General features: G+C 65.6%; 21 protein-coding genes. 5 read left to right on the forward strand and 16 right to left on the reverse strand.

Annotated features, from left to right (window positions below):
* Nucleotides 1–49: 49 nt before the first annotated feature.
* Nucleotides 50–1,186: an oxygenase MpaB family protein gene (locus V6D40_RS01440; protein WP_334288575.1), complete on the forward strand. Its 1,137-nt coding sequence runs from the start codon at nt 50–52 to the stop codon at nt 1,184–1,186.
* On the opposite strand, the gene V6D40_RS01445 is transcribed toward V6D40_RS01440, so the two are convergent.
* On the reverse strand, nt 1,183–1,794 hold the full coding sequence (locus tag V6D40_RS01445; protein ID WP_334288576.1) for a helix-turn-helix transcriptional regulator: 612 nt from the start codon (nt 1,792–1,794) through the stop codon (nt 1,183–1,185). The two genes, V6D40_RS01440 and V6D40_RS01445, sit on opposite strands and share 4 nt — an antisense overlap.
* Nucleotides 1,795–2,224: 430 nt before the next feature.
* Between V6D40_RS01445 and V6D40_RS01450 the strand changes: the two genes are divergently transcribed.
* On the forward strand, nt 2,225–3,124 hold the full coding sequence (locus V6D40_RS01450) for a hypothetical protein (protein WP_334288577.1): 900 nt from the start codon (nt 2,225–2,227) through the stop codon (nt 3,122–3,124).
* Nucleotides 3,121–3,540 carry a cupredoxin domain-containing protein gene (locus V6D40_RS01455; protein WP_334288578.1) on the forward strand — a complete coding sequence of 140 codons (420 nt, stop codon included), beginning with the start codon at nt 3,121–3,123 and terminating at the stop codon, nt 3,538–3,540. Before V6D40_RS01450 ends, V6D40_RS01455 begins: the two co-directional genes overlap by 4 nt.
* Here the strand turns inward: V6D40_RS01455 and V6D40_RS01460 are convergent.
* From V6D40_RS01460 to V6D40_RS01480, 5 genes are all read right to left on the reverse strand, one after another.
* Nucleotides 3,527–4,792 (reverse strand): copper oxidase, encoded by a 1,266-nt coding sequence (locus V6D40_RS01460; RefSeq protein ID WP_334288579.1) that lies wholly within the window; start codon nt 4,790–4,792, stop codon nt 3,527–3,529. The genes V6D40_RS01455 and V6D40_RS01460 overlap by 14 nt on opposite strands.
* Nucleotides 4,793–4,882: 90 nt before the next feature.
* A complete protein-coding gene (locus V6D40_RS01465; protein ID WP_334288580.1) occupies nt 4,883–7,174 on the reverse strand; it encodes a polyribonucleotide nucleotidyltransferase in 2,292 nt (763 codons plus the stop codon).
* A 143-nt stretch (nt 7,175–7,317) separates the two neighbouring features.
* A complete protein-coding gene (rpsO, locus tag V6D40_RS01470) occupies nt 7,318–7,587 on the reverse strand; it encodes a 30S ribosomal protein S15 (protein ID WP_334288581.1) in 270 nt (89 codons plus the stop codon).
* An 89-nt stretch (nt 7,588–7,676) separates the two neighbouring features.
* Nucleotides 7,677–8,639 carry a nucleoside hydrolase gene (locus tag V6D40_RS01475; RefSeq protein ID WP_334288582.1) on the reverse strand — a complete coding sequence of 321 codons (963 nt, stop codon included), beginning with the start codon at nt 8,637–8,639 and terminating at the stop codon, nt 7,677–7,679.
* 24 nt (nt 8,640–8,663) lie between these two features.
* Complete coding sequence (locus V6D40_RS01480) at nt 8,664–9,626, reverse strand: bifunctional riboflavin kinase/FAD synthetase (RefSeq protein WP_334288649.1); 963 nt, start codon at nt 9,624–9,626, stop codon at nt 8,664–8,666.
* A 39-nt stretch (nt 9,627–9,665) separates the two neighbouring features.
* On the opposite strand from V6D40_RS01480, the gene truB reads away from it, so the two are divergent.
* Nucleotides 9,666–10,556 (forward strand): tRNA pseudouridine(55) synthase TruB, encoded by an 891-nt coding sequence (gene truB / locus V6D40_RS01485; RefSeq protein WP_334288583.1) that lies wholly within the window; start codon nt 9,666–9,668, stop codon nt 10,554–10,556.
* 2 nt (nt 10,557–10,558) lie between these two features.
* On the opposite strand, the gene V6D40_RS01490 is transcribed toward truB, so the two are convergent.
* The 9 genes from V6D40_RS01490 to rimP form a co-directional block, all read right to left on the reverse strand.
* Complete coding sequence (locus tag V6D40_RS01490; protein WP_334288584.1) at nt 10,559–11,212, reverse strand: 4'-phosphopantetheinyl transferase family protein; 654 nt, start codon at nt 11,210–11,212, stop codon at nt 10,559–10,561.
* Nucleotides 11,212–12,012 (reverse strand): metallophosphoesterase family protein, encoded by an 801-nt coding sequence (locus V6D40_RS01495; protein WP_334288585.1) that lies wholly within the window; start codon nt 12,010–12,012, stop codon nt 11,212–11,214. Before V6D40_RS01495 ends, V6D40_RS01490 begins: the two co-directional genes overlap by 1 nt.
* A 50-nt stretch (nt 12,013–12,062) precedes the next feature.
* The gene (locus V6D40_RS01500) at nt 12,063–13,355 is read right to left on the reverse strand and encodes an MATE family efflux transporter (RefSeq protein WP_334288586.1); all 1,293 of its coding nucleotides are present in this window, start codon (nt 13,353–13,355) and stop codon (nt 12,063–12,065) included.
* Nucleotides 13,352–14,320 carry a DHH family phosphoesterase gene (locus V6D40_RS01505; protein WP_334288587.1) on the reverse strand — a complete coding sequence of 323 codons (969 nt, stop codon included), beginning with the start codon at nt 14,318–14,320 and terminating at the stop codon, nt 13,352–13,354. The genes V6D40_RS01500 and V6D40_RS01505 overlap by 4 nt, the downstream gene beginning before the upstream one ends.
* 13 nt (nt 14,321–14,333) lie before the next feature.
* Nucleotides 14,334–14,771, reverse strand: coding sequence for a 30S ribosome-binding factor RbfA (rbfA, locus tag V6D40_RS01510; RefSeq protein WP_334288588.1), 438 nt, complete (start codon nt 14,769–14,771; stop codon nt 14,334–14,336).
* Nucleotides 14,772–14,825: 54 nt separating this feature from the next.
* Nucleotides 14,826–17,702 carry a translation initiation factor IF-2 gene (infB, locus tag V6D40_RS01515; RefSeq protein WP_334288589.1) on the reverse strand — a complete coding sequence of 959 codons (2,877 nt, stop codon included), beginning with the start codon at nt 17,700–17,702 and terminating at the stop codon, nt 14,826–14,828.
* A 117-nt stretch (nt 17,703–17,819) separates the two neighbouring features.
* Nucleotides 17,820–18,122: a YlxR family protein gene (locus tag V6D40_RS01520; protein WP_334288590.1), complete on the reverse strand. Its 303-nt coding sequence runs from the start codon at nt 18,120–18,122 to the stop codon at nt 17,820–17,822.
* An 84-nt stretch (nt 18,123–18,206) separates the two neighbouring features.
* Nucleotides 18,207–19,217: a transcription termination factor NusA gene (gene nusA / locus V6D40_RS01525; RefSeq protein WP_334288591.1), complete on the reverse strand. Its 1,011-nt coding sequence runs from the start codon at nt 19,215–19,217 to the stop codon at nt 18,207–18,209.
* Nucleotides 19,207–19,737 carry a ribosome maturation factor RimP gene (gene rimP, locus V6D40_RS01530; protein WP_334288592.1) on the reverse strand — a complete coding sequence of 177 codons (531 nt, stop codon included), beginning with the start codon at nt 19,735–19,737 and terminating at the stop codon, nt 19,207–19,209. Before rimP ends, nusA begins: the two co-directional genes overlap by 11 nt.
* A gap of 31 nt (nt 19,738–19,768) precedes the next feature.
* Between rimP and V6D40_RS01535 the strand changes: the two genes are divergently transcribed.
* Complete coding sequence (locus V6D40_RS01535; RefSeq protein WP_334288593.1) at nt 19,769–20,566, forward strand: DUF4439 domain-containing protein; 798 nt, start codon at nt 19,769–19,771, stop codon at nt 20,564–20,566.
* Between the two features lie 15 nt (nt 20,567–20,581).
* Here the strand turns inward: V6D40_RS01535 and V6D40_RS01540 are convergent, their stop codons facing one another.
* Nucleotides 20,582–22,381 carry a proline--tRNA ligase gene (locus tag V6D40_RS01540; RefSeq protein ID WP_334288594.1) on the reverse strand — a complete coding sequence of 600 codons (1,800 nt, stop codon included), beginning with the start codon at nt 22,379–22,381 and terminating at the stop codon, nt 20,582–20,584.
* Nucleotides 22,382–22,406 lie beyond the last annotated feature (25 nt).

Genomic DNA, 22,406 nt, shown 5'->3' on the forward strand with positions numbered 1-22,406 from the left:
AGGTAGTCCCCGTTGCCGCCGAGCGCGCAACCCGAAGATTGAAGCCCGCATGTCCAACGACACTCCCGAATACAACTACAACGAAGACGGCAAGCCGGAGCACGGCCACGTGACGAAGGACTTCGACTCGCTGGGAAAGTTCGACGACGCTGGTAACCGCGGCAAGCGCGAGCTCAAGCGCGCGCCGCTCGGCCCGGATTCCCTGCTGTGGCAGTGGGGCGCAGACAACCGTATCCAGCTGCTCCGCGGCTACACCGGCGTGCTGCAGAACATGCACCCTGCCATCGGCCAGTCGCTTCTGGATCACTCGAAGTTCTTCGAAGAGCCATTCTCCCGCCTCGAGCGCTCCACCCCGCAGATCATCTACTCGATCTACGACGACGGCACCCGCGCGAAGCAGATTCGCGATTACCACCACGGCATTAAGGGCAAGCTTCGCGACGGCAGCCGCTACCACTCCCTGAACCCAGACGTCTACTGGTGGGCGCACGCGACCTTCGTTTACCGCGTGATCTGGGCGCAGGAGCTTTTCGGCACCCCGTTCACCCACGAGGAGAAGGACCAGATCGTCCGCGAAGGCGTGACTTGGTGGGACATGTACGGCATGTCGGAGCGCCCCGTCATCGACAACTACGACGAGCTGGTCGCCTACATGGAGGAGATGGAAGACACGGTTCTCGAGCGCAACGAGACCGTTGACTTCGCTCTGCGAACCGCTCGCGTCGAACCGGTGAAGGCGCCGGACGGCGTGCCGGAGGCTGTGTGGAAGGTGATCTGGAAGCCGCTGATGAACTCGGTGATCTGGCTGACCTACGGCACCTTGAGCGATAAGCAGCGCGAGATCTTGGATCTGCCTTGGACCGAGAAGGACCAGAAACGCTTCGACCGCGTGGCAAACGGGGTACGCAAGCTCTTCGAGATCCTCCCCGAGGACAAGCGCTACATGGAGCCTGGCCGCTCCATGATGATCAAGGCCGGCATGATCGACGGCGAGTACAAGGAGCCGAAGCTCGCGGGCCCGTACGTCCAAGGCGGGGAGGCCTCAGCGGAAGCCGGGAAGACCAATGACGCCCCGAAGGCCGCGGGCGCGGCGTTGCCGTCGCGCAAGACCGCGCTCGCAGTCGCTGGTGCCGCGGCCGGTGTCGCAGCTGTGCGCCGAGCTCGCCGACGCGGGAAGCGCCACTAAGGCAACTTCACCACGACCCCACATTCACCGCGGCGATCAAACGGGACGAGATCAACGGAACATTCCCCCGCTCGCTCACGGATGTAGCCTGCGTGAATGTGGCAGATCATCGCATCCGGCGCGGCGCCATCTGCGTTGATAAATGGGCATGCCCTGAGGCCCACTATCTTGTTTTCCCGGAGGTGCGGGTCGAAGCCGAGCTTTCGCAGTTCTTGCACCGCCGCACCCAGTGGGTCTTCGTACTCCATCCACGTTGCCTCCCTTGGGCGGTCCGATGGGAGGACGCCCCTTCCCCACACTCGCCCGAGCTCTTCAGCGCGAGTAATTGCAGCCGAGCCGTCGGTAGATTCCGAGCCGCAGAGTTGACCTGCAAGTACCTGGATGAGCTGGACGTATTCGTTTGCCAGCTCCGATGGTTGGGGCGAGCGAATCGAATACTTCAGCCACGGTCGACCTCGATAGGGTGTCTCCTGAGCCTCTGCGGTGACAACCCCCGCATCGATCAACCCGTCGAGGTGGCCTCGCACGGTATTCGGATGCGCAGCTACCGCCTGAGCAATCTCGGACACCCGCGCTGCGCCTCCGCATTCACGGATTGCTTCAATCACCTCGCGTTGTTTAGCGCTGGCCGCTGCAGCTTCTTCTGTCGCCGCGTATGCCGGGCGCGGCCCGGCTCCCTGACCCCGGTTGCTCTCATCTCTGACCACTGTGGACCTCCGTAGCTTCGCGCGTGTTTGCCCCTACACCAGAAATAGTACGATGAAAGCCGTGAAAAATGATGGGTTCGCGGCACACCGCAGGTGGCACAGGGTACTTGCGGGGGTGGTCATAGCCTGGCTCGTTGCCGCCGTGTGCGTGAATGCTGCGGCGCTAGGCCCAAGCAGCGCACCGGTCTCGCACTGGGCACGCGTGCACACCCTGACAATCGGGGCAATCACCACCGCAATCGTCGGGTACTCCGCCCACTTTACCGCGACACTCACACGGGGTCCGCAGCCCTCATACGTCCAGCTAGGCGCGGAGATCGCCATCATCCAAGTGAGTCTCGTCTGGTTCCTGCTCCACCCCGTCTGGACTACAGCAAACTCGGTTTTCGCCGCCACGGTCGCCGCCGTCATCATCTGGCACGTGCGCACGCTGACACGAATGATCCGCCGCGCCTTCACCAACCACCTTGCGGTTACCGCGTGGGCCTATGTCATCGCCGGTTGCTTGCTTCTTGTTGCTGTTACCCTCGCTGTGTTGGCGCAGTACTGTCGCAATCACGACGCATTCATCCACGCGCACTCGCGCGCAGCCGTGTGGGGATTCGCCTGGACTGCTGTCCTCGGCACCTCATTAACCCTGCTGCCGACGCTCACTGGAGGACACGTCAATGTGAAAGCCCGCACTCGTTGTCCACAGGCGCTGATCATTCACGGGATTGCTGTAGCGCTCGCTGCCACGTGTCTCGCTGCAGGACTACCGCGATCAGCAGGTGCATGGCTGCTCATTTCCGCCGCCAGCTGCGCAAGTCTCATACTGCCGACACTTGTCGAAGTGGTTCACAAACACACCCCACGAAACGCCTCAGCCTTGCTCCTGTGGTTCGGTGTTGTGTGGCTTTTTGCCTGCCTCGTGGGCGACGCCGTCTTGCTGGCCGCTGGTCATCTTCCACCCAGCCTGACGGCCGGGATCGCCGTTGCATTGCTCGGCGCGGGGCTTGGACAGACGCTCCTCGGCGCACTGTCGCACCTCCTGCCAGTGCTCACAGGGCGGCCAGCAGCCAAAGAGCACTTGGTTCGCGGTTTGGTGGCTCGAATTGCCCTGATCAACGCTGGTGGATGTGCGGCCATTGCAGGCTTTCCGGTGGCTGGTGGCGCTGCAGTAGCTGTAGCCGGTCTCTGGCACACCGCGCAATTAGGTATCTCTCTCAAGAAAGCGAGCCAAGACGCATGACACAACCCAGCCCCTCCCACACCATGCAAAGCAAGAAGGCATCTCACCGCAACGGCGCTGTGGCGTGGGCAGTTGTTGCGCTTCTTGCGGTTGGCGCAGTCGGCGGAACCCTGCTGGTAGACAGCTCCGGCCCAGGCCCGGTGCGAGGACAAGTGATCCAAGATGTCCGAATTAACGGCATGAGTTTCGAGCCTGCAAGCGTTGTGGTTGACTCCAGCACCCCTGTCGTCCTGCGGATCACGAACGACGACGACCGGGAGCACAACCTCAAACTCGGCGATGGGTTCTCTGGCCCGATACACCCTAACGACACCGTTATCTTCGACTTCGGCACCTTCGAAGCCAGCGAGCAGGGGTGGTGCGCGAAGGCGGGACACAAATCGATGGGAATGGTCTACGACGTCATCGTGCAGTGATCACTGCACGCTGCACCTTTACGCCTCGCACCATGAGCGGCAAGAACGCAACGAGGCAACCAAAAGCCACGAGGCTGCACAGGATTGCGGCGACAGAGTTCTCAACCGCAAGCCAGCAAACGAGCGCAGCGTTGAAAAGCACAGCCCGTGTCACACCTGCCCGATTCAGTTCTGCGAGGCCTGCGCGGGTGGCTGTCGGCCCACCTCCCATTGTCGTAGGCAGAAGGTAACTCATCGTCCCGAAGAGCAGCTGCGCCGCGAAACCGAGTAGCAAAGGAATCACCGGCATCTGAAGGCCGCTAAGGCTTTCCCCCGAGGTAAGAAGCCTCGCAGCAAACGACACGCAGAAGACGAAAAGCCACGTCACAGACGCAAGAGCAGACAGGCTCCAGTAAGTAACCCGGCCCTTCCGCTCGCCGCGCACCCCAAGCAGCGCCGAAATCCACCCCTGCAGTGCGTATGCCCACGAAGCTGCATACACAAGCATGCCGATGCCCGCTGTCACCCCATGGCCACCGACAACGCCGGCGACCGCCAACCCCAGCCCAGCGCACCCTGCAATGAGCATGGCTGATGGCTTTCCGAGCGTGCCGTTGATACGCCACATCGCGGGAAACAGCACGGTCAATGACCCGGCCGCGGCGAACCCTACAAACCCGAAGACATTCAGCATCACGTGCGCCAACAGCGCACGGTTCTGCCAAGCGCCCTGCAGATCGGAGACCAGCAGCGCTCCCAGCAACGCTCCTACAACCAGGCATCCGGCAGATGCAACGTAAAAGTCAACCGCCGGCCGGAACCGTTGATGAGGTCCTGCCGCCCGAATCTGACGCGCGATGACGGCCCCGTGCCACGCCAGAACACCCGCCACACCTGCGGCTCCTGCGGCGGAGATCCACCATGCCCACTGCTGCGCTGGCCCTGGCAGCATTCCCACCAAGACCAGCACGACACAAAGGTTGAGCAGCCGAGAGCGGAGCAGCTGAGCGGGACGCTCGCTGTCATCCAGCCGGCGGTGCAAAAAACGCTCAGTGAGGTTCTGCGACCAAACGGTGATTGAGTTAGTCAAAATCCCGAGGGCGAAGATATGGATCAGCAGCCACCGGGAACTTGGAACGAATGGGTGGACGAGACCGACAAGGATGAACACCAAGATCCAAACCGTAACCGGTCGGGACACGCGGCGATGCCAGACCCGAGGACTCCACTTGTCGGTCTCAGAGGGATGATGAAGGCCACCGTGATCTGTCATACCTTCAAAGGTATCAATCTGACGGTGATTACTACGGAACCAACCGTAAAAAATAGGCGGCCGGATAGCCACCCATTTTTCTACCGCCCTTTACTCCTCGCCGTCCTCCACTGGGACCAGCGAGATCTTGCCGCGGTTGTCGATGTCGCGGATCTCCACCTCGACCTTGTCGCCGACGTTGATGACGTCCTCGACGTTTTCAACGCGGGTGTTGCCGCCCAAGTTGGAGATGTGGATCAGGCCGTCGGTACCCGGCAGGATCGAGACGAACGCGCCAAAGGCAACCGTCTTGACCACGGTGCCGAGGTAGCGTTCGCCGACCTTCGGCATCTGCGGGTTCGCGATGGCGTTGATGCGCTCCACCGCCGCGTCGGCCGCCGAGCCCTGCGTTGCGGAGACGTAGATGGTGCCGTCGTCCTCGATGGTGATCTCGGCGCCGGTCTCCTCCGTGATGGAGTTGATGGTCTTGCCCTTGGGGCCGATGACCTCGCCGATCTTGTTCACCGGCACGGTGACGGTGGTGATCTTCGGAGCGAGGTCGCTCATCTCGTCCGGACCGTCGATGACCTCAGCCATGGTGTCGAGGATCGTCTCGCGGGCCTCGCGCGCCTGGTTCAGAGCGCTTGCCAGCACGTTGGACGGGATACCGTCGAGCTTGGTGTCCAGCTGCAGGGCGGTGATGAACTCGCGGGTGCCCGCCACCTTGAAGTCCATGTCGCCGAAAGCGTCTTCAGCACCGAGGATGTCGGTGAGCGCGACGTACTCGGTCTCGCCTTTGACCTCGCCGGAGACCAAGCCCATAGCAATACCTGCAACCGGGGCCGCCAGCGGTACACCGGCGTTGTACAGCGACAGCGTCGACGCACACACGGAACCCATGGAGGTCGAGCCGTTGGAGCCGAGCGCCTCCGAAACCTGGCGGATGGTGTACGGGAACTCCTCGCGCGACGGGATGACCGGGGTCAGAGCGCGCTCCGCGAGCGCACCGTGACCGATCTCGCGGCGCTTGGGCGAACCGACGCGGCCAGTCTCGCCGGTGGAGTACGGCGGGAAGTTGTAGTGGTGGATGTAGCGCTTCGACTGCTCCGGCGTGAGCGAATCGATGTGCTGCTCCATCTTCAGCATGTCGAGCGTGGTAACGCCGAGGATCTGGGTCTCGCCGCGCTCGAACAATGCGGAGCCGTGGGCGCGCGGGATGAGCTCGACTTCAACTTCGAGATCGCGGATGTCGGTGACACCGCGGCCGTCGATGCGGAAGCCCTCGGTGAGGATCTTCTCGCGCACGATCTTCTTTTGCACCGCGTTGTACGCCGCGCGGATCTCCTTAGAGGCGGCTGCGAGCTCTGCGGTGTCGTCGTCGTCGATGTCGAACTTGTCCAGGAGATCTGCTTCGATCTCCTCCATGTACGCGTTGGACTCGTTCTCGCGCTCGGCCTTGCCGGCGATCGTCATGATCTTCGAAAGGCGCTTTGCAGCCTTCTTCTCCACCGCGTCGTAAACCTTGTCGGAGTACGCCGGGAAGAGCGGAAACTCCTTTGCGTCCTTCGCGGCCTCCTTGGCCAGCGCGGCCTGGGCCTCGCACAGCGTGCGGATGTACGGCTTTGCAGACTCGAGGCCCTCCGCCACGGTCTCCTCGGTCGGTGCCGGGTAGCCGTCGCGCACCAGCTGGACCACGTTCGCGCCAGCGCCAGCCTCGACCATCATGATCGCGACGTCGGACTCAGTCTTGCGGCCGCGACGGCGCTCGACAATGCGGCCCGCAACCACCATCTCAAACAGCGCTCGCTCGTGCTGCGCGTGGTTCGGGAACGCAACCCACTGTCCCTCAGGGTGCTTGTCATCGGCGATCAGCGCCATGCGCACGCCGCCGACCGCGCCGGACACCGGCAGGCCAGACAGCTGGGTCGCAGCGGACGAGCCGTTGATGGCGACGACGTCGTAGTACTCCTCCGGGTCCCAGCTCATAACCGTCACCACAACTTGCACTTCGTTGCGCAGACCCTTGACAAAGGTCGGGCGCAGCGGGCGGTCGATCAGGCGGCACGCCAGAATCGCCTCGGTGGACGGGCGGCCTTCGCGGCGGAAGAAGGAGCCGGGGATCTTGCCCGCGGCGTACATGCGCTCCTCAACGTCCACCGTCAGCGGGAAGAAGTCGAAGCCCTCGCGCGGCTGGTTGGATGCGGTGACGGTGGCGAGCATCATCGTGTCGTCATCGAGGTAGGTGGTCACCGACCCGTCGGCCTGGCGCGCGAGCTGGCCGGTTTCAAAACGGATGGTACGGGAGCCGAAATCGCCGTTGTCAATGGTGGCGACCGCTTCAGTAATGCCGTAATCCTCGTCGACAAAGACGTCGTACGAGTTCTTCGGGGTAAACGTGCTCAAAAAATTCTCTCCTTAGGCGATCATCGATGCCGCCGTAACGTGCTCTGACTGTTGAACGGTCTCACATAATAGCAGCTCGCATGCAAAACGGGCCCGCCCCCGTGAAGGAGCGGGCCCGTAGAGCCTGAAAAACGGCGGCGCGACTAGCGGCGCAGACCCAGGCGAGCGATCAGGGAGCGGTAGCGCTCAACGTCGTTCTCGCGCAGGTACTTCAGCAGACCGCGGCGGCGACCGACGAGCAGCAGCAGACCACGGCGGGAGTGGTGGTCGTGCTTGTGGTACTTCAGGTGCTCGGTCAGATTGTTGATGCGCTCGGTCAGCAGCGCAACCTGCGCCTCCGGGGAACCGGTGTCGGTCTCGTGCAGGCCGTACTCCTTGAGGATTTCGGCCTTCTTCTCAGTGCTCAAAGCCATGAGGAACTCTCCTTGTATTTCAGTTCGCACTCGTGATGTTTTCTTGCGCCCCAACTGCTGCGAACCACAGTCAAAGCCGAGAGGCGATGTTACCGTGCAGCTGTGCCGGCAGCCAAACCGGTCAGGCGTTGCATGAACTCTTCCAAGAATCTGTCGACGTCCACGCCGACTGCCACGTGGGCGGTCTTGACCGGGTCGTTCAACCGCGTCTCGTCGCCGATGGTGCGGCCGCGGGTCTCCCCCTCGGTGTCCGTTTTCATGTTGATGTCCAAGGTGGTGACCAGGCTCGGGTCCACGGCGACGGCGACGGCGAGCGGGTCGTGCAGGCCGCAGCCGCCGAGGTAAGGCGCGGTAGTTTCGTACGCCTTGATGTAGTAGTTGGTCGCCGCCGCCAGGAAGTCGCCGCCGGCGGTGCCAAGCTCGGACCACTTCGCAGTCTCCTCAGTGGTCAAAAGCGTCTGCAACGTGACGTCGAGACCGATCATGGTCACGTCCTTCGCGCGGCGGAACAGCAGGTCGGTGGCCTCGGGGTCCTGGTTCACGTTTGCTTCCGCCCACTTCGACACGTTACCCGGCACGGTGAGCGCTCCGCCCATCATGACGATGTGGGCGCGCTCGGCGAAGGTCTCGCTGGCTTCGATGGCAGCGGCGATGGTGGTCGACGGACCTGTCGGCACGATGACCAAGTCGTCGCCGTACTTCTCCACCGACTCGACCAAGAAGTCCACGGCCGAGGTCTCCTCCACCGCGCGCGAGGGCTCCGGCAGATCCGCCTCCCCCACGCCGTTCTTGCCGTGGATGAACTCGGAGATCTCCAGCACCTCGAAGCTGTCCTTGGCGCGGGCGTGATCGGGGCCGGCGAAGACCGGCACGTCACCGCGGCCGAACAGCTCCAGGATGGCCAGCGTGTTGCGCACGCCGGTCTCCACCAACACGTTGCCGTAGGTGCCAGTCACGCCGATGAGGTCGAGCTCCTCCGAGCCAAGGGCGTAGGCCAGGGCGAGCGCGTCGTCAATGCCAGTGTCAAGATCGAGAATGATTTTGCGGGTCATGGCACCCGACTCTACGCGCTGGTCTCACGCACCGAGGATCTCGCGGGTGCGGGCGACGTCGCGGCCCATGTGCTCCAACAGCTCGTCGACGGAGTCGAACTTCACCATGTCGCGGACCTTTGCCACGAACTCGACGCGCGCCACCCTGTCGTACAGATCCGCGTCGCGGTCGAGCACGAAGGATTCCACGCTGCGGCGCTCGTCGCCGAAGGTGGGGTTCGTCCCCACCGAGATTGCGGCCGGGTAGCGCACGCCCGGTTCCATATCGCCGTCGATCCGCGCGTCGTCGACGATGGTCAGCCAGCCGGCGTACACGCCGTCGGCGGGCAGCGCCGCGCCTTCCGGCACGTACTGGTTCGCCGTGGGGTACCCCAGCTCGCGCCCGCCGCGCCCGGCGCCCCGCTCGATTGCGGAGACGACAGAGAACGGCCGGCCCATGTAGTCGGTGGCCACGCCCAGGTTCCCCCCTGCGAGCTGGTCGCGGATGGCGGTGGAGCAGATGCGCACGCCACCGTCGTCAAGCAGCTGCACCACAGTGACATCGACGCCGTACTTCTCCCCCAGCGACGTCATGGTTTCCGGCGTGCCCTCCGCGCCGCGGCCGAACGTGAAGTTCCGGCCCACCACGACGTGCTTGGCGTTCAAGCGCCCGGCAAGCGTGTCGCGGACGTAAGACTCGGCGCTGTCTCCTGCGAGTTCGACGCGGAAGTCGATCACCACGAGGTAATCCACGCCGAGCTCCGCGATATGGCGCGCGCGCTCTGCAAACGGGGTGAGTTCCGCGGGTGCCGTTTCGGGCGCGAACACGGTGCGCGGGTGCGGGTCGAACGTCATCACGACGCTTTCAAGCCCCAGCTGGCGGGCGGTGTTGACCGCCTGGGTGATCAGCAGCTGGTGACCGCGGTGCACCCCGTCGAAGACGCCGATTGTGACTACGGTTCCGTCCGGGCGTCCGAAATCGTGGGGCACCTCGGCCAGACCGCGCATAATCTTCACGCGACATAGAGTACGGCATACTGAAAAACCATGACCGATCCCCTCGAAGCATCTGGCATCGTGATTGTGGACAAGCCCGCGGGCATGACAAGCCACGACGTGGTGGCGCGCCTGCGGCGCATCTTTGGCACTCGCAAGGTGGGCCACGCCGGCACCCTCGACCCCATGGCCACCGGTGTGCTGGTCGCCGGCATCGAACGCGGTACGAAGCTCCTTGCTCACCTCGTGGCCGAGGAGAAGGTCTACGAGGCCACGATCCGCTTGGGCGCGTCAACCACCACGGATGACGCTGAGGGCGAGGTCCTTTCAGCGGCGGATGCATCGCACGTCACAGACGAGGCGATTGCGGCGGGCATCGCGGCGCTGACCGGCGACATCATGCAGGTTCCGGCGAGCGTGTCCGCCATCAAGATCGGCGGCAAGCGCGCTCACGAGCTGGTCCGCGAGGGCGCCGAGGTGGCAATCCCCGCGCGCCCGGTGACGGTGCACAGCTTCGACTACACCGTCCGCCGCGGCGAGCACCTCGACATCGACGCGATAATCCGCTGCTCCTCCGGCACATACATCCGCTCGTTGGCGCGGGACCTCGGCGCTTCGCTTTCAGTTGGGGGGCATTTGGTTGCTTTACGACGCACCCTAGTCGGCCCCTTCCCCATCACCCGTGCACACACCCTGAAGGACTTGGAAGCGCACCCGGCGCTGACGCTGACGATGGACGAGGCGCTCACCACCGCCTGGCCGGTGCTAGACATCACCCAAGACGAATACGACGCGCTCGCCATGGGCAAGTGGTTGGAGCCGAGGGGGCTTTCCGGCGTGCACGCGGCTAAAGGTCCTGACGGGCGCGTCGTCGCGCTGGTGAAGGAGCAGGGCAAGCGGCTCGCAACCACCTTCGTCGCCCGCCCGTCGACGCTGACGTAGCACTAGATAAAGAACGCCGACGCGATCACGTACCCGCCGCGCACCACCCAGCGGCCCTCGAAGTACGGCGCGGGGGCGGGGCGGGCAAGCAGCTGGGCGACAAACGTGCCGTCGGCGCGCAGGGCAATCTCCGCCTCTTCGAACCCCAGCCAGCGCCTAGTCAGCGGGAACCAGCACTTGTAGGTGGCCTCCTTCGCGCAGAACAGCAGCCGGTCGGCCCACGACTGGCCCGCGGCCATCATCGCCAAGACCGACTCGCGCTCCGCCGGCAGCGCGATCTGCTCCAAAACACCTTCCGGCAGCGGCTGCGCGGGTTCCGCGTCCAGCCCCATTGAGCGCACGTAGCGCGTCGGTGCCGCCACCGCCGCGCGCAGGCCCTCGGTGTGCGTGAGCGAGCCGGTGAAACCTTTTGGCCACAGCGGCATACCCCGCTCCCCGCGCAGTATCGCCCCCGCCGTGGTCACCCCGAGCTCTTTCAGCGCCTGGTGGGCGCACCAGCGGGCGTCGCCGAACTCGCCCTTGCGCATGTCGAGGGCCTCCGAAACCTGGGCGCGTTCACTCGGCAGCAGGTCGCGGTAGTTGGTCAGGTCGCGGGCGTCGTCGTTGCGCAGGTACACCACGCGCGCGGCGGGCGGAAACAGGCTTACGTCCCTCATCACCCCTCCACCTCCATCACCGGATACGGGAAGGCAAGGGGCGGGTGCTCGCGGTGCTCCCACTCGCGCGGGTAGCCGAGCGAGACCTCAATGTGCTTCACCCCGTCGACTTGCATGACCCCCGGCATGTGCAGGTGGCCGTAGATCACCGCCTTGGCGTTGTAGCGCTTCGGCCAACTGCGCGTGTGCCTGGTGCCGCACCACAGCGCGACTTCGGACCAGCGCATCTTCAGCGTCGGCTCCTGCACAAGCGGCCAGTGGTTAATCAGGATCGTGGGGCCTTCGATCCGGGACAGCCGCTTGGTGGTGTACGCGAGGCGGTCCCAGCACCACGCCCGGACGTCGACGAAAGGGGCGATGGCGAACTCGTCCGTCATCATGATGTTGCGGCGCCGGGCCGCGGCAACCGCCTCCTCCACGCTCATGCCGGGTGCGCGGAAGGAGTAGTCGTACAGCGTGAACAGCGGGCAAACGGTTACCCCGCCGAAGACCGGGTAGGGGTCCTCCGGGGTGATCACACCCATCTCCCGCATGGACTGCACCAATGCCGTGTACTTGTCGCGTCCCCGGTGGCGGTCAGCGGAGCGGGAGAACAGCTCGTGGTTGCCTGGGGCCCAGATGACCGTGTCGAATCGCTCGTTGAGCTTAGCCATGACCCGGACGATCAAGTCGCTTCGCTCAGCGACGTCGCCGGCGACGATGAGCCAGTCCGACGGGTCGGTCGGCTGGATCTCGTCAATGCGCGGGGAATTCGCCTTCACCGCCGCGTGCAGGTCGCTCACTGCCCACAAAGTGGTCATGGAAGGTTTCTAGCACACAGCGCGAAGTCTCGGCCGCGCAGCCGGCCGGGTTAGGCCCCTGTGCGCGCCCACCGCATCGACCTGAACCGCAGCCACACGCCCACCAAGCGGAAGACAATGGACAGCAGGTGGCCAGTCCAAATCCCCGTCAGCCCCCAGCCGAACTGGACGGAGAGAAGCGTCAGCGGCAGGAACCCGCCGAGAACTGAAGCGATGGTGAGGTTGCGCAGGAACGCGGCGTCGGACGCGCCGAGCAGCACACCGTCGAGGGCGAAAACCACGCCACCCGTGACGACCATGGCGATCAAGAGCCACCACGGCACGCGAAGCTCCGCGAACACAGCGGCATCGCTCGTGAACAACGACTGGATCGGCCGGGCGAGCAGCGCGAACACCGCGGCGAGGGCGGTGGAGAACAGCACGGAGAACCGCGTGACCTGCACCCCGACAAAACGGGCCTCGTCCACGTTGCCCGTGCCGAGGGCGGAACCGGTAAACGTCTGCGCCGCGATGGCCAAAGAATCGAGCACCAGCGTGAGAAAGTTCCACAGCTGCAGCATGATCTGGTGCGCGGCGAGCACCGCGACGCCCGACCTGCCCGCCACGGCAGCGGCCGCTAGGAGCGAAATCTGGAACGACAGGGAGCGCAGGATGAGATCCCTGCCCAACACCAGCTGCTGCTTAATCACGCTCCACCGCGGCGCCCAGCTGCCGCCGTAGCGCAACTGCTCCCGGATCAGCACCGCGAGGAAGAACCCCGCTGTAATCCCCATGCCAATGACGTTGGCTACGGCGGAGCCGACCAGCCCGTACCGGCTGACCAGCACCGGCAAGAGGATTGCCCCGGGCACGAGCCCGCACAGCGTGAGCATGAACGGCAGCCGCGTGTTCTGCACGCCCCGCATCCACCCGTTGCCGGCCATGATGACCAGGGTGAGCGGGATCGCGAACGCCGCCACCCGCATCCAGCGCGCAGCCTCGGCGGACGTGGCTGCGTCGTTGGTCAAAAACATCGCGAGCGGCTGCGCGAAGAGCATGACTAGCGCAGCGAGCAGCGCGCCGACAGCGAGGGCGACCCAGGTGGCTTGGACGCCCTCAGCGACAGCGTCGTCGCGCCTGCCCGCGCCGAACATGCGCGAGCTTCGCGCGGTGGTGCCGTACGACAAAAACGTCAGCTGGGTGGTCACCGTGGACTGGATCGCGGTGCCAGCCGCCAGCGCGGCCAGCTCCCCGGTGCCGAGACGGCCCACCACCGCCGTGTCTAGCAGTAGGTACAGCGGGTTCGCTGCCAGCACACCGAGTGCGGGCAGCGACAACGTGAGGATCTGTCGCGCGGTGATCATGGCAGCGCAGCGAGCAGCTCGCGGGTGATCACGTCTTGGGTGCCGTAGGCGGAATACCCCGCCGCCGGCACGTGCCCGCCGCCGCCGAGCGCCTTCGCCACCTGGGACACGTCGATCACGGACGACCGCAGCGACACGGCCCAGTAGCGCGGCGCTTGCTGCTTGAACACCACGCCGACGTCGGAACCCTCAAGCGCTCGCGCGTAGTCGATCACTGCCTCAACTGCAGTCTGGCTCATGCGCGCCAGCGACTCGGCCGGCACCGCAATCACCGCAACCGTGAGTCCCTTCTCGCGGTAGATCTGCATGTCCGCGAGTACCGAGCCCATAATCTTCAAATCGATGGCGCTCATCGAATCCATCAGATCGAGGGCGATCTGGCGCGTGTCCAGATCGAACTGCATGAGCTCAGCGGCGAGCACGTGCATCCGCGCGGTGCCCCACCGGAAGTTGCCCGTGTCGGTGACCAGCCCCGCGTACAGGCAGTACGCGATATCCCGGTCAAGCTCGGCACCCATGTAGCCCAACAACTCGCGCACCAGCGTGGTGGTCGACTCCGAGTCAATGATGAGGTTGGTGCCGCCGAAGCCGGGGTTCGTCTCGTGGTGGTCGATCACCACGACACGGGACGGGTCGGCGGCAATCGCGTCCTGCACCAAGCCGGTGCGGTCAAGGGAGGCGCAATCAACGGTGACCACGAGCGCGTCGTCAGGCAACGAGCCCCCGTAGTTGATTGCTCCCACACCCGGCACGGTGTCCAGGTTGGACGCGTGCGGGTAGGTCTGGCCAATATGCACGCTGGTGTCGATCCCCAGCCGCCTCAGCCCGAACGCCAAGCCGCAAGCTGAACCCACGGCGTCGGCGTCGGGTTTGACGTGGGCCACGACCGCCACCTTCGCAGCGCCGAGCAGCCGCGAACTTACGGCCTCGAACTGCGCGGCGTGCGCGGGAAACAGTGAGTCCATTTCCGCGCCCTACCTACTTCTCCCCGTCACCCTTGTACGGGTTGGAACTGCCGGCGGGCGTGGCGTTGGCGCGCAGCCGAGCGGTTTCCTCGTCGCGCGCGCGGGCGCGGCTGAGAAGCTCTTCCATGCTTGCCGACGCCGCCGGCACCTCGTCGTACACAAACTTCAACGTCGGCGTGAACCGCACGTTGAGCTGGTCCCCGACAATCTTGCGGATCTGGCCGCGGGCGCGGTTGAGCGCTTCCGCAGCCGAATCCAGGTCGGGCTCGTCATCGATGTTGCGCCCGCGCACGGTGTAGAACACCGTCGCGTCGTGCAGGTCGCCGGTGACGCGGACGTCGGTGACGGTGACCAGCTCGAGACGCGGGTCTTTTACCTCGTGCTCAATCGCGGTCGCCACGATCTGCTGGATCTGCTTGGCAAGGCGCTGTGCGCGCGGGTTCTCACCCATGACTCCTCCTTGTGTGTCGGTTTCCCACCTGGAAGGTACCCGTGCGGCGTAAAACTAGCCGCGCGGGACCTCGACCATCTCGTACGCCTGGATGATGTCGTCCACCTGGATATCCGGGTAGGACAGCACCATGCCGCACTCGTAGCCCTTCGCAACCTCGGTGACGTCGTCCTTCTCCCGGCGCAGCGAGTCGATCGTCGCGTCGGGGGTGACGACGTTGCCGTCGCGCACCAGGCGCACCTTCGCACCGCGGCGCACCGCACCGTCGGTGACCATGCAGCCTGCAATGAGGCCGACGGCGGAGGCCTTGAAGATCTGGCGGATCTCCGCCTGGCCCAGGTCGCGCTCCTCGTAGATCGGCTTGAGCATGCCGCGGAGCGCAGCCTCAACCTCCTCGATGACCTGGTAGATCACGGAGTAGTAGCGGATCTCCACACCCTCGTTGTTCGCTTCCTCCGTCGCCTTGCCCTCGGCGCGCACGTTGAACGCGACGATGACAGCGTCGGAAGCTGCGGCGAGCAGGACGTTGGTCTGGGTGACAGCACCGACACCGCGGTCGATGATGTTCACCTCCACCTCGTCGTCCACCTCGATCTTGAGCAGCGCCTCCTCCAGCGCCTCCACGGAACCGGCGTTGTCGCCCTTGATGATGAGGTTGAGCTGGCTGGTTTCCTTGAGCGCCTGGTCCAGGTTCTCCAGGGAGACGCGCTTCTTGGTGCGGGCCTGCATCGCAGCGCGGTGGCGGGCATCGCGCTGCGCGGCAATCTGGCGCGCCACGCGGTCGTCGTCCACCACGAGCAGGTTGTCGCCCGGGCCGGGGACGCCGTTGAGACCTTGGACCTGCACCGGGCGGGACGGGCCCGCCTCTTCGACGTCGTTGCCCCACTCGTCGACCATGCGGCGCACGCGGCCGAAGTTGCCGCCGACGACGATGGAGTCGCCGACGCGCAACGTGCCTCGCTGCACGATCACGGTCGAAACCGGACCGCGGCCGCGGTCAAGGTGGGACTCGATCGCAACACCCTGCGCGTCCATGTCCGGGTTCGCGGTGAGCTCAAGCGCTGCGTCCGCGGTCAGCAGGACTGCCTCAAGGAGATCGTCGATACCCGTGCCCTGCTTGGCCGAGATGTCGATGAACATGGTGTCGCCGCCGTACTCTTCCGGCACAAGGCCGTACTCGGTGAGCTGGCCGCGGATCTTGTCCGGCTGCGCCTCGGGCTTATCCACCTTGTTCACGGCAACCACGATCGGCAGGTCCGCCGCCTTGGCGTGATTGATCGCCTCAACGGTCTGCGGCATCACGCCGTCGTCCGCAGCAACCACCAAGATGGCCAAGTCGGTGGACTTGGCGCCGCGGGCACGCATGGCGGTGAACGCCTCGTGGCCCGGGGTATCCAGGAAGGTGATCTTGCGTGGCTCGTCCTCGAGGGTCACCTCAGTCTGGTACGCGCCGATGCCCTGGGTGATGCCGCCGGCCTCGCCCTTGCCCACGTTCGCGCGCCGGATCGAGTCCAGCAGGCGGGTCTTACCGTGGTCGACGTGGCCCATGACGGAAACCACCGGCGGGCGCTGTTCAAGCGCTTCCTCGCCACCGATGTCCTCACCGAACTGCAGGTCGAAGGACTCGAGCAGCTCGCGGTCCTCGTCCTCCGGCGAGACAATCTCAACCTCGTAGTTGATCTCGGCGCCGAGCAGCTGCAGCGTCTCTTCGGAGACAGACTGCGTCGCCGTGACCATCTCGCCCAGGTTGAACAGCGCCTGAACAAGGTTCGATGCCTCGGTGCCGATCTTCTCGGCGAGATCCGTCAGGGTCGCACCTTGGCGCAGGCGCACGGTCTTGCCGCCGCCGTCGGGAAGACGAACGCCGCCGATGACGTTCGGTGCGTGCATCTCCTCGTACTCAGCGCGCTTCTGCCCCTTGGACTTGCGGCGCTTGCCGGGTGCGCCGCCCGGACGCCCGAAAGCGCCGGCGGTGCCGCCGCGGCGACCGCCGCGGCCTCCGCGGAAACCGTCGCGCGGGGCGCCACCCGGGCCGCCCTGGCCGCCGCCGCGGCCGCCGCGGTTACCGCCCTGGCCGCCGCGGCCGCGGTTCGGGCCCGCAGCCTTGGACGGCATCTGGGTCGGCGACGGGTGCGCAGCCATATCGGCCGGCGACGGGCGCGAGCCGCGCTCGCCGCTCGGACGCGGGGCACCTTGCCCCTGGCCCTGTCCCGGGCCGCGGCCGCGGCCAGCACCCTGCTGCGCGCCACCACGGCCGCCGCCCGGACGCGGGGCGGGACGGCCGCCGCCGCTGTTGGAGGAGAACGGGTTATTCGCTACGCGCGGGCGGCCGCCCGGCTTCGGCATCGGACGCGGCATCGCATTGCCCGGGTTTGCGGACTGGCCGGACCCTGCGCCCGGCTTCGGGGCAGCAGGCTTGGGCGCTGCCGGCTTCGGAGCACCCGGCTTAGCCGGCGCGGGCTTGGCGGCAGGCTTAGCCGGCGCGGGTTTCGCGGCTGCCGGCTTCGGCGCTGCGGGCTTGGCAGCACCCGGCTTCGGGGCTGCGGGCTTGGCAGCCGCAGGTTTCGGCGCCGCAGGCTTCGGAGCCGCAGGCTTGGCGGCAGGCTTGGCCGCCGGCTTCTCCGCCGCGGCGGCAGGCTTGGGCGCCGCCGGTTTGGCGGCTGCGGGTTTCGCGGCCGCAGGCTTCGGGGCCGCCGGTTTGGCCGCCGCCGGCTTCTGCGCGTTTGCGTTTGCGGTCTTGTCGGCCGCGTCTGCCTTCTCACCGCCGGCTTGCGCCTCGTAGTGGGCGCGCATCTTCTTCACCACCGGCGGTTCGATGGTGGACGAAGCGGTCTTGACAAACTCGCCCTGCTCCTTGAGCGTGGCGAGGAGTTCCTTACTTGTTACGCCGAGCTGTTTTGCCAGTTCGTGAACGCGTAGCTTTCCGGGCACGTGTCTCCTTGGTTGTTGGCTAGGAGTGCGCGCCCTTCGTAGTTACACAAAAAGCGACGTACCCCTAGATTGGTCAGTGACTTTCATCGCTGATGCTGCTTCATGGTCGCGTACTCATCAGTGTTCGGTCTTCCTATCTGTATGTGGGTCTCTATGTGGGTCGCTAACGTACTCACGTACATGACTCACGTCCACAAGGGTGGACAAGCGAAGCGCCCTGGCGAACGCCCGGCGTTGCTCCGCTAGCTCAACAGCTTCCGGCGTCGGTATAATCCACGCGCCCCGCCCAGGCAGCCTGCGGCGGGGGTCCGCCAGCACGCGGCCGGGGTGTTCCGGATCCTGCACAACCCGCAGAAGCTGGGTGTCTTCCACCTTCTGGCGAGTGGCTATGCAGGTCCGCATACGGATGGGCATGCGCATACCTTCGCTGGTAACAGTTTGTAAGCCGTCGCCTAGAATACGCCACGTTACGCCGAAACTTCTAACCCGCGGCCCCCGCGGCGGTTAAGCGTCGTCGCCGTCGGCGTCGGAATGGATGTCGATCTTCCAGCCGGTGAGGCGGGCGGCGAGGCGGGCGTTCTGGCCTTCCTTGCCAATGGCCAGGGACAGCTGGTAGTCCGGCACCACGACGCGGGCGACCTGCGCCTGGGCGTCGGTGACCTCGACACTGATGACCTTCGAGGGCGCGAGCGCGTTACCGACGTAAGTCGCCGGGTCCTCCGAGTGGTCGATGATGTCGATCTTCTCGCCGCCGAGCTCTTCCATGATCGCGGTGACGCGCGAGCCGCGCGGGCCGATGCAGGCGCCCTTAGCGTTGACGCCCTTCACCGTCGGGCGCACGGCCACCTTGGTGCGGTGCCCCGCTTCGCGGGCGATCGCGATGATCTCAACGGTGCCGTCGGCGACCTCGGGCACCTCGAGGGCGAACAAACCGCGGACAAGTTCGGGGTGAGTGCGCGACAGGTTGACGGTGACGTCGCGGTCACCGCGGTTGACGCCGACTACATAAGCCTTAATGCGGTCGCCGTGGCTCAGTTGCTCGCCCGGGATCTTCTCCGCCGGCAGCAAAATACCGTCCTGCGGCTCGATCTCTGAGCCGATTTCCACCGCGTTCACCCCGCGGGCTTCCTTGTACGCGTCGCGCTGGACCACGCCAGAGACGACCTGGCCCTCTAAGTCGGCGTACTCCGAGTAGACGCGGCCAACCTCGGCCGAACGCAGCTGCTTCTTAATGGCGTCGCGCACGGCGACAGCGCCGATGCGGGAGAAGTTCACCGGGGTGTCGTCGTATTCGGAGAGTACTTCTCCCTCAGTGTCGTGCTCTGTCACGATGACCGAGACGTCGCCGGTTGCGGTATCAATGTCGATTCGCGCCTTCGACCCGTCGTCGAGCGGGTGCTCGCGGAAGTCCTTGTACGCCCACAACAGTGCGGACGCAATCGTCTCCAGCAGAGCCGGAACCGGAATCCCCTGGTTCTTCTCGATGGCCTTCAAGGCCGCCATATCAATATTCACTTGTCACCTCTTCAAACGGGAGTTCCGCCAGCTCCATCTCCTCTGCCGGCGGATTGTTGAACTCAATTTCTACCACCGCACCCGCCAATTCAGAAACTGCGCGAGGGGCGGCTTCCGGCTGTTTGGCACCGGAGCTGACAAGCGCAACCTGCGTCTCATCCTCGCTTAGCGCGCCGATGCGGAACACCTGCTCGCCGACCGCCACTAAACGCCCGCGGTTGCGGCGCCAGTGACGCGGCTGCGTCAGCGGCAGATCCACGCCCGGGGTCGTCACTTCAAGGGTGTAGCCGGCTCCAAAGTTGAGGTCGCCGGCGTCCTCGCGTGCGTCGAAAAGCGCGGAAAGCTCCTCGCTGACCTCCTCCAGCTCATCGAGCGTGGGGCGGGAATCGCTGTCGAGCGCGACGACAACCTGGGACTTCGCCCCCGCTTTCGCGGTGCGCACACCCTCCACGTCCATGCCGTAGGCGGCGGCGACCGGCTCGATCAGGCGCGTAAGTTCTTCTTCGGAAGGGAAAGCCATGCGCTAAAGCCTATCGTGTAGCGTTTGAGCAGTGAAAAAGCTGTTCGCCCTGCCCGCCTGCCTTCTTGTCGCTAGCACGGTCGCCGGGTGTACCGTGATGGACGTCGTCGGCCCGCGCCCGAACGCGGAGATCGTGGCTCTGGCGCGACAGGCGGCGGCTGATGAGGCGGCGGGTAGCGAACTGCGGGGGGCGCAGAAGCAGGCGCTTGTTAACGAGGCGTTGCGTCTCTGCGGCACCACCCCTCAAGGCGAAACCCCGTCGTCGTGCAGCGTGGAGCTCGGGGAACTTCCCGCGGCCGCAGACACCGGGTCGTTGGTCGCAATGACCGCTGAGGCGGCGAAGCGGGTACCGGAGGATTCCGTGGACCTCGTCGTCGCGCAGGCCATCGACGCCGCGGCTGCGGGAGGCGTCGACCTCGAGGACGCCCATCCGGGCGCGAACGAACTCGACGCCGCGGACCCCGCCGACGCCGCGTCGCAGAAAGACATCTTAGAGCGGGAATACGCGTTCCAGTACGGTCTCGGGGTGGCCAAGGCGTTCGGCGACGACGCGCTGGCGGACCGCATTGTGGAGCTCGACCGGGCTTCGAAGGAGCGGGTCGCGGCACTAGTTGAAAGCGTCGACGGGGACACCCCTGAGACGGTTGCCGCCCCAGGCTACCTCATCGGCGACGCCGAGCAGCCGACGGATGAGGCCTCGGCGGCAGCGCTGGTGGAGCACCTGCGCCAGAACCTGGTCGACGAGTGGCGCCACACCGCCGCCGCGGCGAACGACCCGGCGTGGCGCGAGGCCGCGATCTGGCTCGCAGCCCACGCGCAGCGTTCGTAGCTAACCCGCGCGTAGTTAGCCCGCCAGCGGCGCAGTTTCCTTGCGCACCAGCTCGACAACCTGGTCGACGATGCGCTCTGCCGGTACCTCGAGGGTCTCGCCGCCGCGAATGCGCAGCTCCACGATGCCGTCGGCGAACGAGCGGCCGAGGATCACCACGAACGGCATGCCGAGCAGCTCGGCATCTTTGAACTTGACGCCCGGGGAGACTTTGGGGCGGTCGTCGAAAAGCACCTCGAGCCCCGCGGCATCGAATTCAGCAACCAGCCGCTCGCCGGCCTCGAGCGCCGCGGCGTCCTTGTTCGCGACCGCGACGTGCACCTGGTACGGCGCGATGGCGACCGGCCACACAAGGCCCTTGTCGTCGTGGCGCTGCTCGGCCACAACCGCCATCATGCGGGAGATACCGATGCCGTAGGAGCCCATGGTGGGCACGGCGCGCTTGCCGTTTTCATCGAGAATCTGCACGTCCATCGCTTCGGTGTACTTGCGGCCCAACTGGAAGATGTGGCCCAGCTCAATACCGCGGGCAAGGGCCACGGTGCCATTGCCGCTTGGCGACGGGTCGCCTTCCTTAATCTCCGCAGCCTCGATGAACCCGTCGACGGTGAAGTCGCGCCCGGCCACGAGGCCGACGACGTGGCGCTGCGGCGCGTCCGCGCCCGTGATCCAGCTGGAGCCGTCGACCACGCGCGGATCCGCCAGCAACCGCACCCCGTTGGCCGCGAGCGCGCGCGGGCCAACGTAACCCTTGACCAGGAACGGGTTGTTTTTGAAGTCCTCGTCGCTTGCGAGCTCAAACGTCGCGGGCTCAAGGCTCGCCTCGAGGCGTTTTTCGTCCAGTTCGCGGTCGCCCGGGATCAGGATGCCGGTAAGTTGCGGGCCGACCGGGTTGCCGTCCTCGTCGGTGGCGCGCGGGTCGTTGACCTTGACCATCATGCACTTGAGGGTGTCGGAGGCTTGGACCGCGCGACCGTCGACAAGCAGCTGCTCCCGGTTCGCCCACTCGACCAGCGCCGCGATGGTTTCGGACGCAGGCGTGTCGTACTCGGTGGCCTCCGGCAGGCCCGCGATGTCGCGCGCGGGCGGGGCGACCGTGGTCACGGCCTCGACGTTGGCGGCGAAATCACCCGCGGTCGAGACGACGAACGTGTCCTCGCCGTTGTCGGAGTACGCCAAAAACTCCTCGGAGGCAGAGCCGCCCATCGCGCCGGAGGTGGCCTTGCAGATTTCGTAGCGCAGACCAACGCGGTCGAAGATGCGCTGGTAGGTGGCGCGGTGCTTGGCGTAGGACTCAGCCAGCCCCTCATCGGTCATGTCGAAGGAGTAGCTGTCCTTCATCACGAACTCGCGGCCGCGCAGAATGCCCGCACGCGGGCGCGCCTCGTCGCGGTACTTCGTCTGGATTTGGTACAGCGTGACGGGAAAATCCTTGTAGCTGGAGTAAAGGTCTTTGACCTGGGCGGTGAACATCTCCTCGTGCGTGGGGCCGAGCAGCATGTCCGCGCCCTTGCGGTCCTTCAGGCGGAACAGGTCGTCGCCGTACTCGGTCCAGCGGTTCGTCGCTTCGTACGGCTCGCGCGGCAAAAGCGCTGGGAAGAGCAACTCCTGCGCGCCCATCGCGTCCATCTCTTCGCGCACGATGCCCTCGATCTTGCGCAGCGTGCGAAGGCCAAGCGGCAGCCAGGAGTACACGCCGGGAGCCGCGCGGCGCACGTAGCCTGCGCGCACAAGCAGTTTGTGGCTGGGCACTTCCGCGTCGGCGGGATCTTCGCGCAGGGTGCGCAGGAACAGGGAGGACAGGCGTGTGATCATGTCAGGAAATTCTAGCGCTAGGGTT

Source organism: Corynebacterium sp. Marseille-Q4381, from assembly GCF_036881695.1.
Classification (GTDB): domain Bacteria; phylum Actinomycetota; class Actinomycetes; order Mycobacteriales; family Mycobacteriaceae; genus Corynebacterium.

What these genes read in the sequence shown, in the direction of transcription:
- V6D40_RS01460 (WP_334288579.1), bottom strand. Translation starts at nt 4,792, where the DNA reads ATGACAGATCACGGTGGCCTTCATCATCCCTCTGAGACCGACAAGTGG.
- V6D40_RS01490 (WP_334288584.1), bottom strand. Translation starts at nt 11,212, where the DNA reads ATGAGGGACGTAAGCCTGTTTCCGCCCGCCGCGCGCGTGGTGTACCTG.
- V6D40_RS01500 (WP_334288586.1), bottom strand. Translation starts at nt 13,355, where the DNA reads ATGATCACCGCGCGACAGATCCTCACGTTGTCGCTGCCCGCACTCGGT.
- V6D40_RS01495 (WP_334288585.1), bottom strand. Translation starts at nt 12,012, where the DNA reads ATGACCACTTTGTGGGCAGTGAGCGACCTGCACGCGGCGGTGAAGGCG.
- truB (WP_334288583.1), top strand. Translation starts at nt 9,666, where the DNA reads ATGACCGATCCCCTCGAAGCATCTGGCATCGTGATTGTGGACAAGCCC.
- V6D40_RS01540 (WP_334288594.1), bottom strand. Translation starts at nt 22,381, where the DNA reads ATGATCACACGCCTGTCCTCCCTGTTCCTGCGCACCCTGCGCGAAGAT.
- V6D40_RS01520 (WP_334288590.1), bottom strand. Translation starts at nt 18,122, where the DNA reads ATGCGCATGCCCATCCGTATGCGGACCTGCATAGCCACTCGCCAGAAG.
- rbfA (WP_334288588.1), bottom strand. Translation starts at nt 14,771, where the DNA reads ATGGGTGAGAACCCGCGCGCACAGCGCCTTGCCAAGCAGATCCAGCAG.
- V6D40_RS01440 (WP_334288575.1), top strand. Translation starts at nt 50, where the DNA reads ATGTCCAACGACACTCCCGAATACAACTACAACGAAGACGGCAAGCCG.
- rpsO (WP_334288581.1), bottom strand. Translation starts at nt 7,587, where the DNA reads ATGGCTTTGAGCACTGAGAAGAAGGCCGAAATCCTCAAGGAGTACGGC.
- V6D40_RS01475 (WP_334288582.1), bottom strand. Translation starts at nt 8,639, where the DNA reads ATGACCCGCAAAATCATTCTCGATCTTGACACTGGCATTGACGACGCG.
- V6D40_RS01455 (WP_334288578.1), top strand. Translation starts at nt 3,121, where the DNA reads ATGACACAACCCAGCCCCTCCCACACCATGCAAAGCAAGAAGGCATCT.
- V6D40_RS01480 (WP_334288649.1), bottom strand. Translation starts at nt 9,626, where the DNA reads ATGCGCGGTCTGGCCGAGGTGCCCCACGATTTCGGACGCCCGGACGGA.
- V6D40_RS01505 (WP_334288587.1), bottom strand. Translation starts at nt 14,320, where the DNA reads ATGGACTCACTGTTTCCCGCGCACGCCGCGCAGTTCGAGGCCGTAAGT.
- rimP (WP_334288592.1), bottom strand. Translation starts at nt 19,737, where the DNA reads ATGGCTTTCCCTTCCGAAGAAGAACTTACGCGCCTGATCGAGCCGGTC.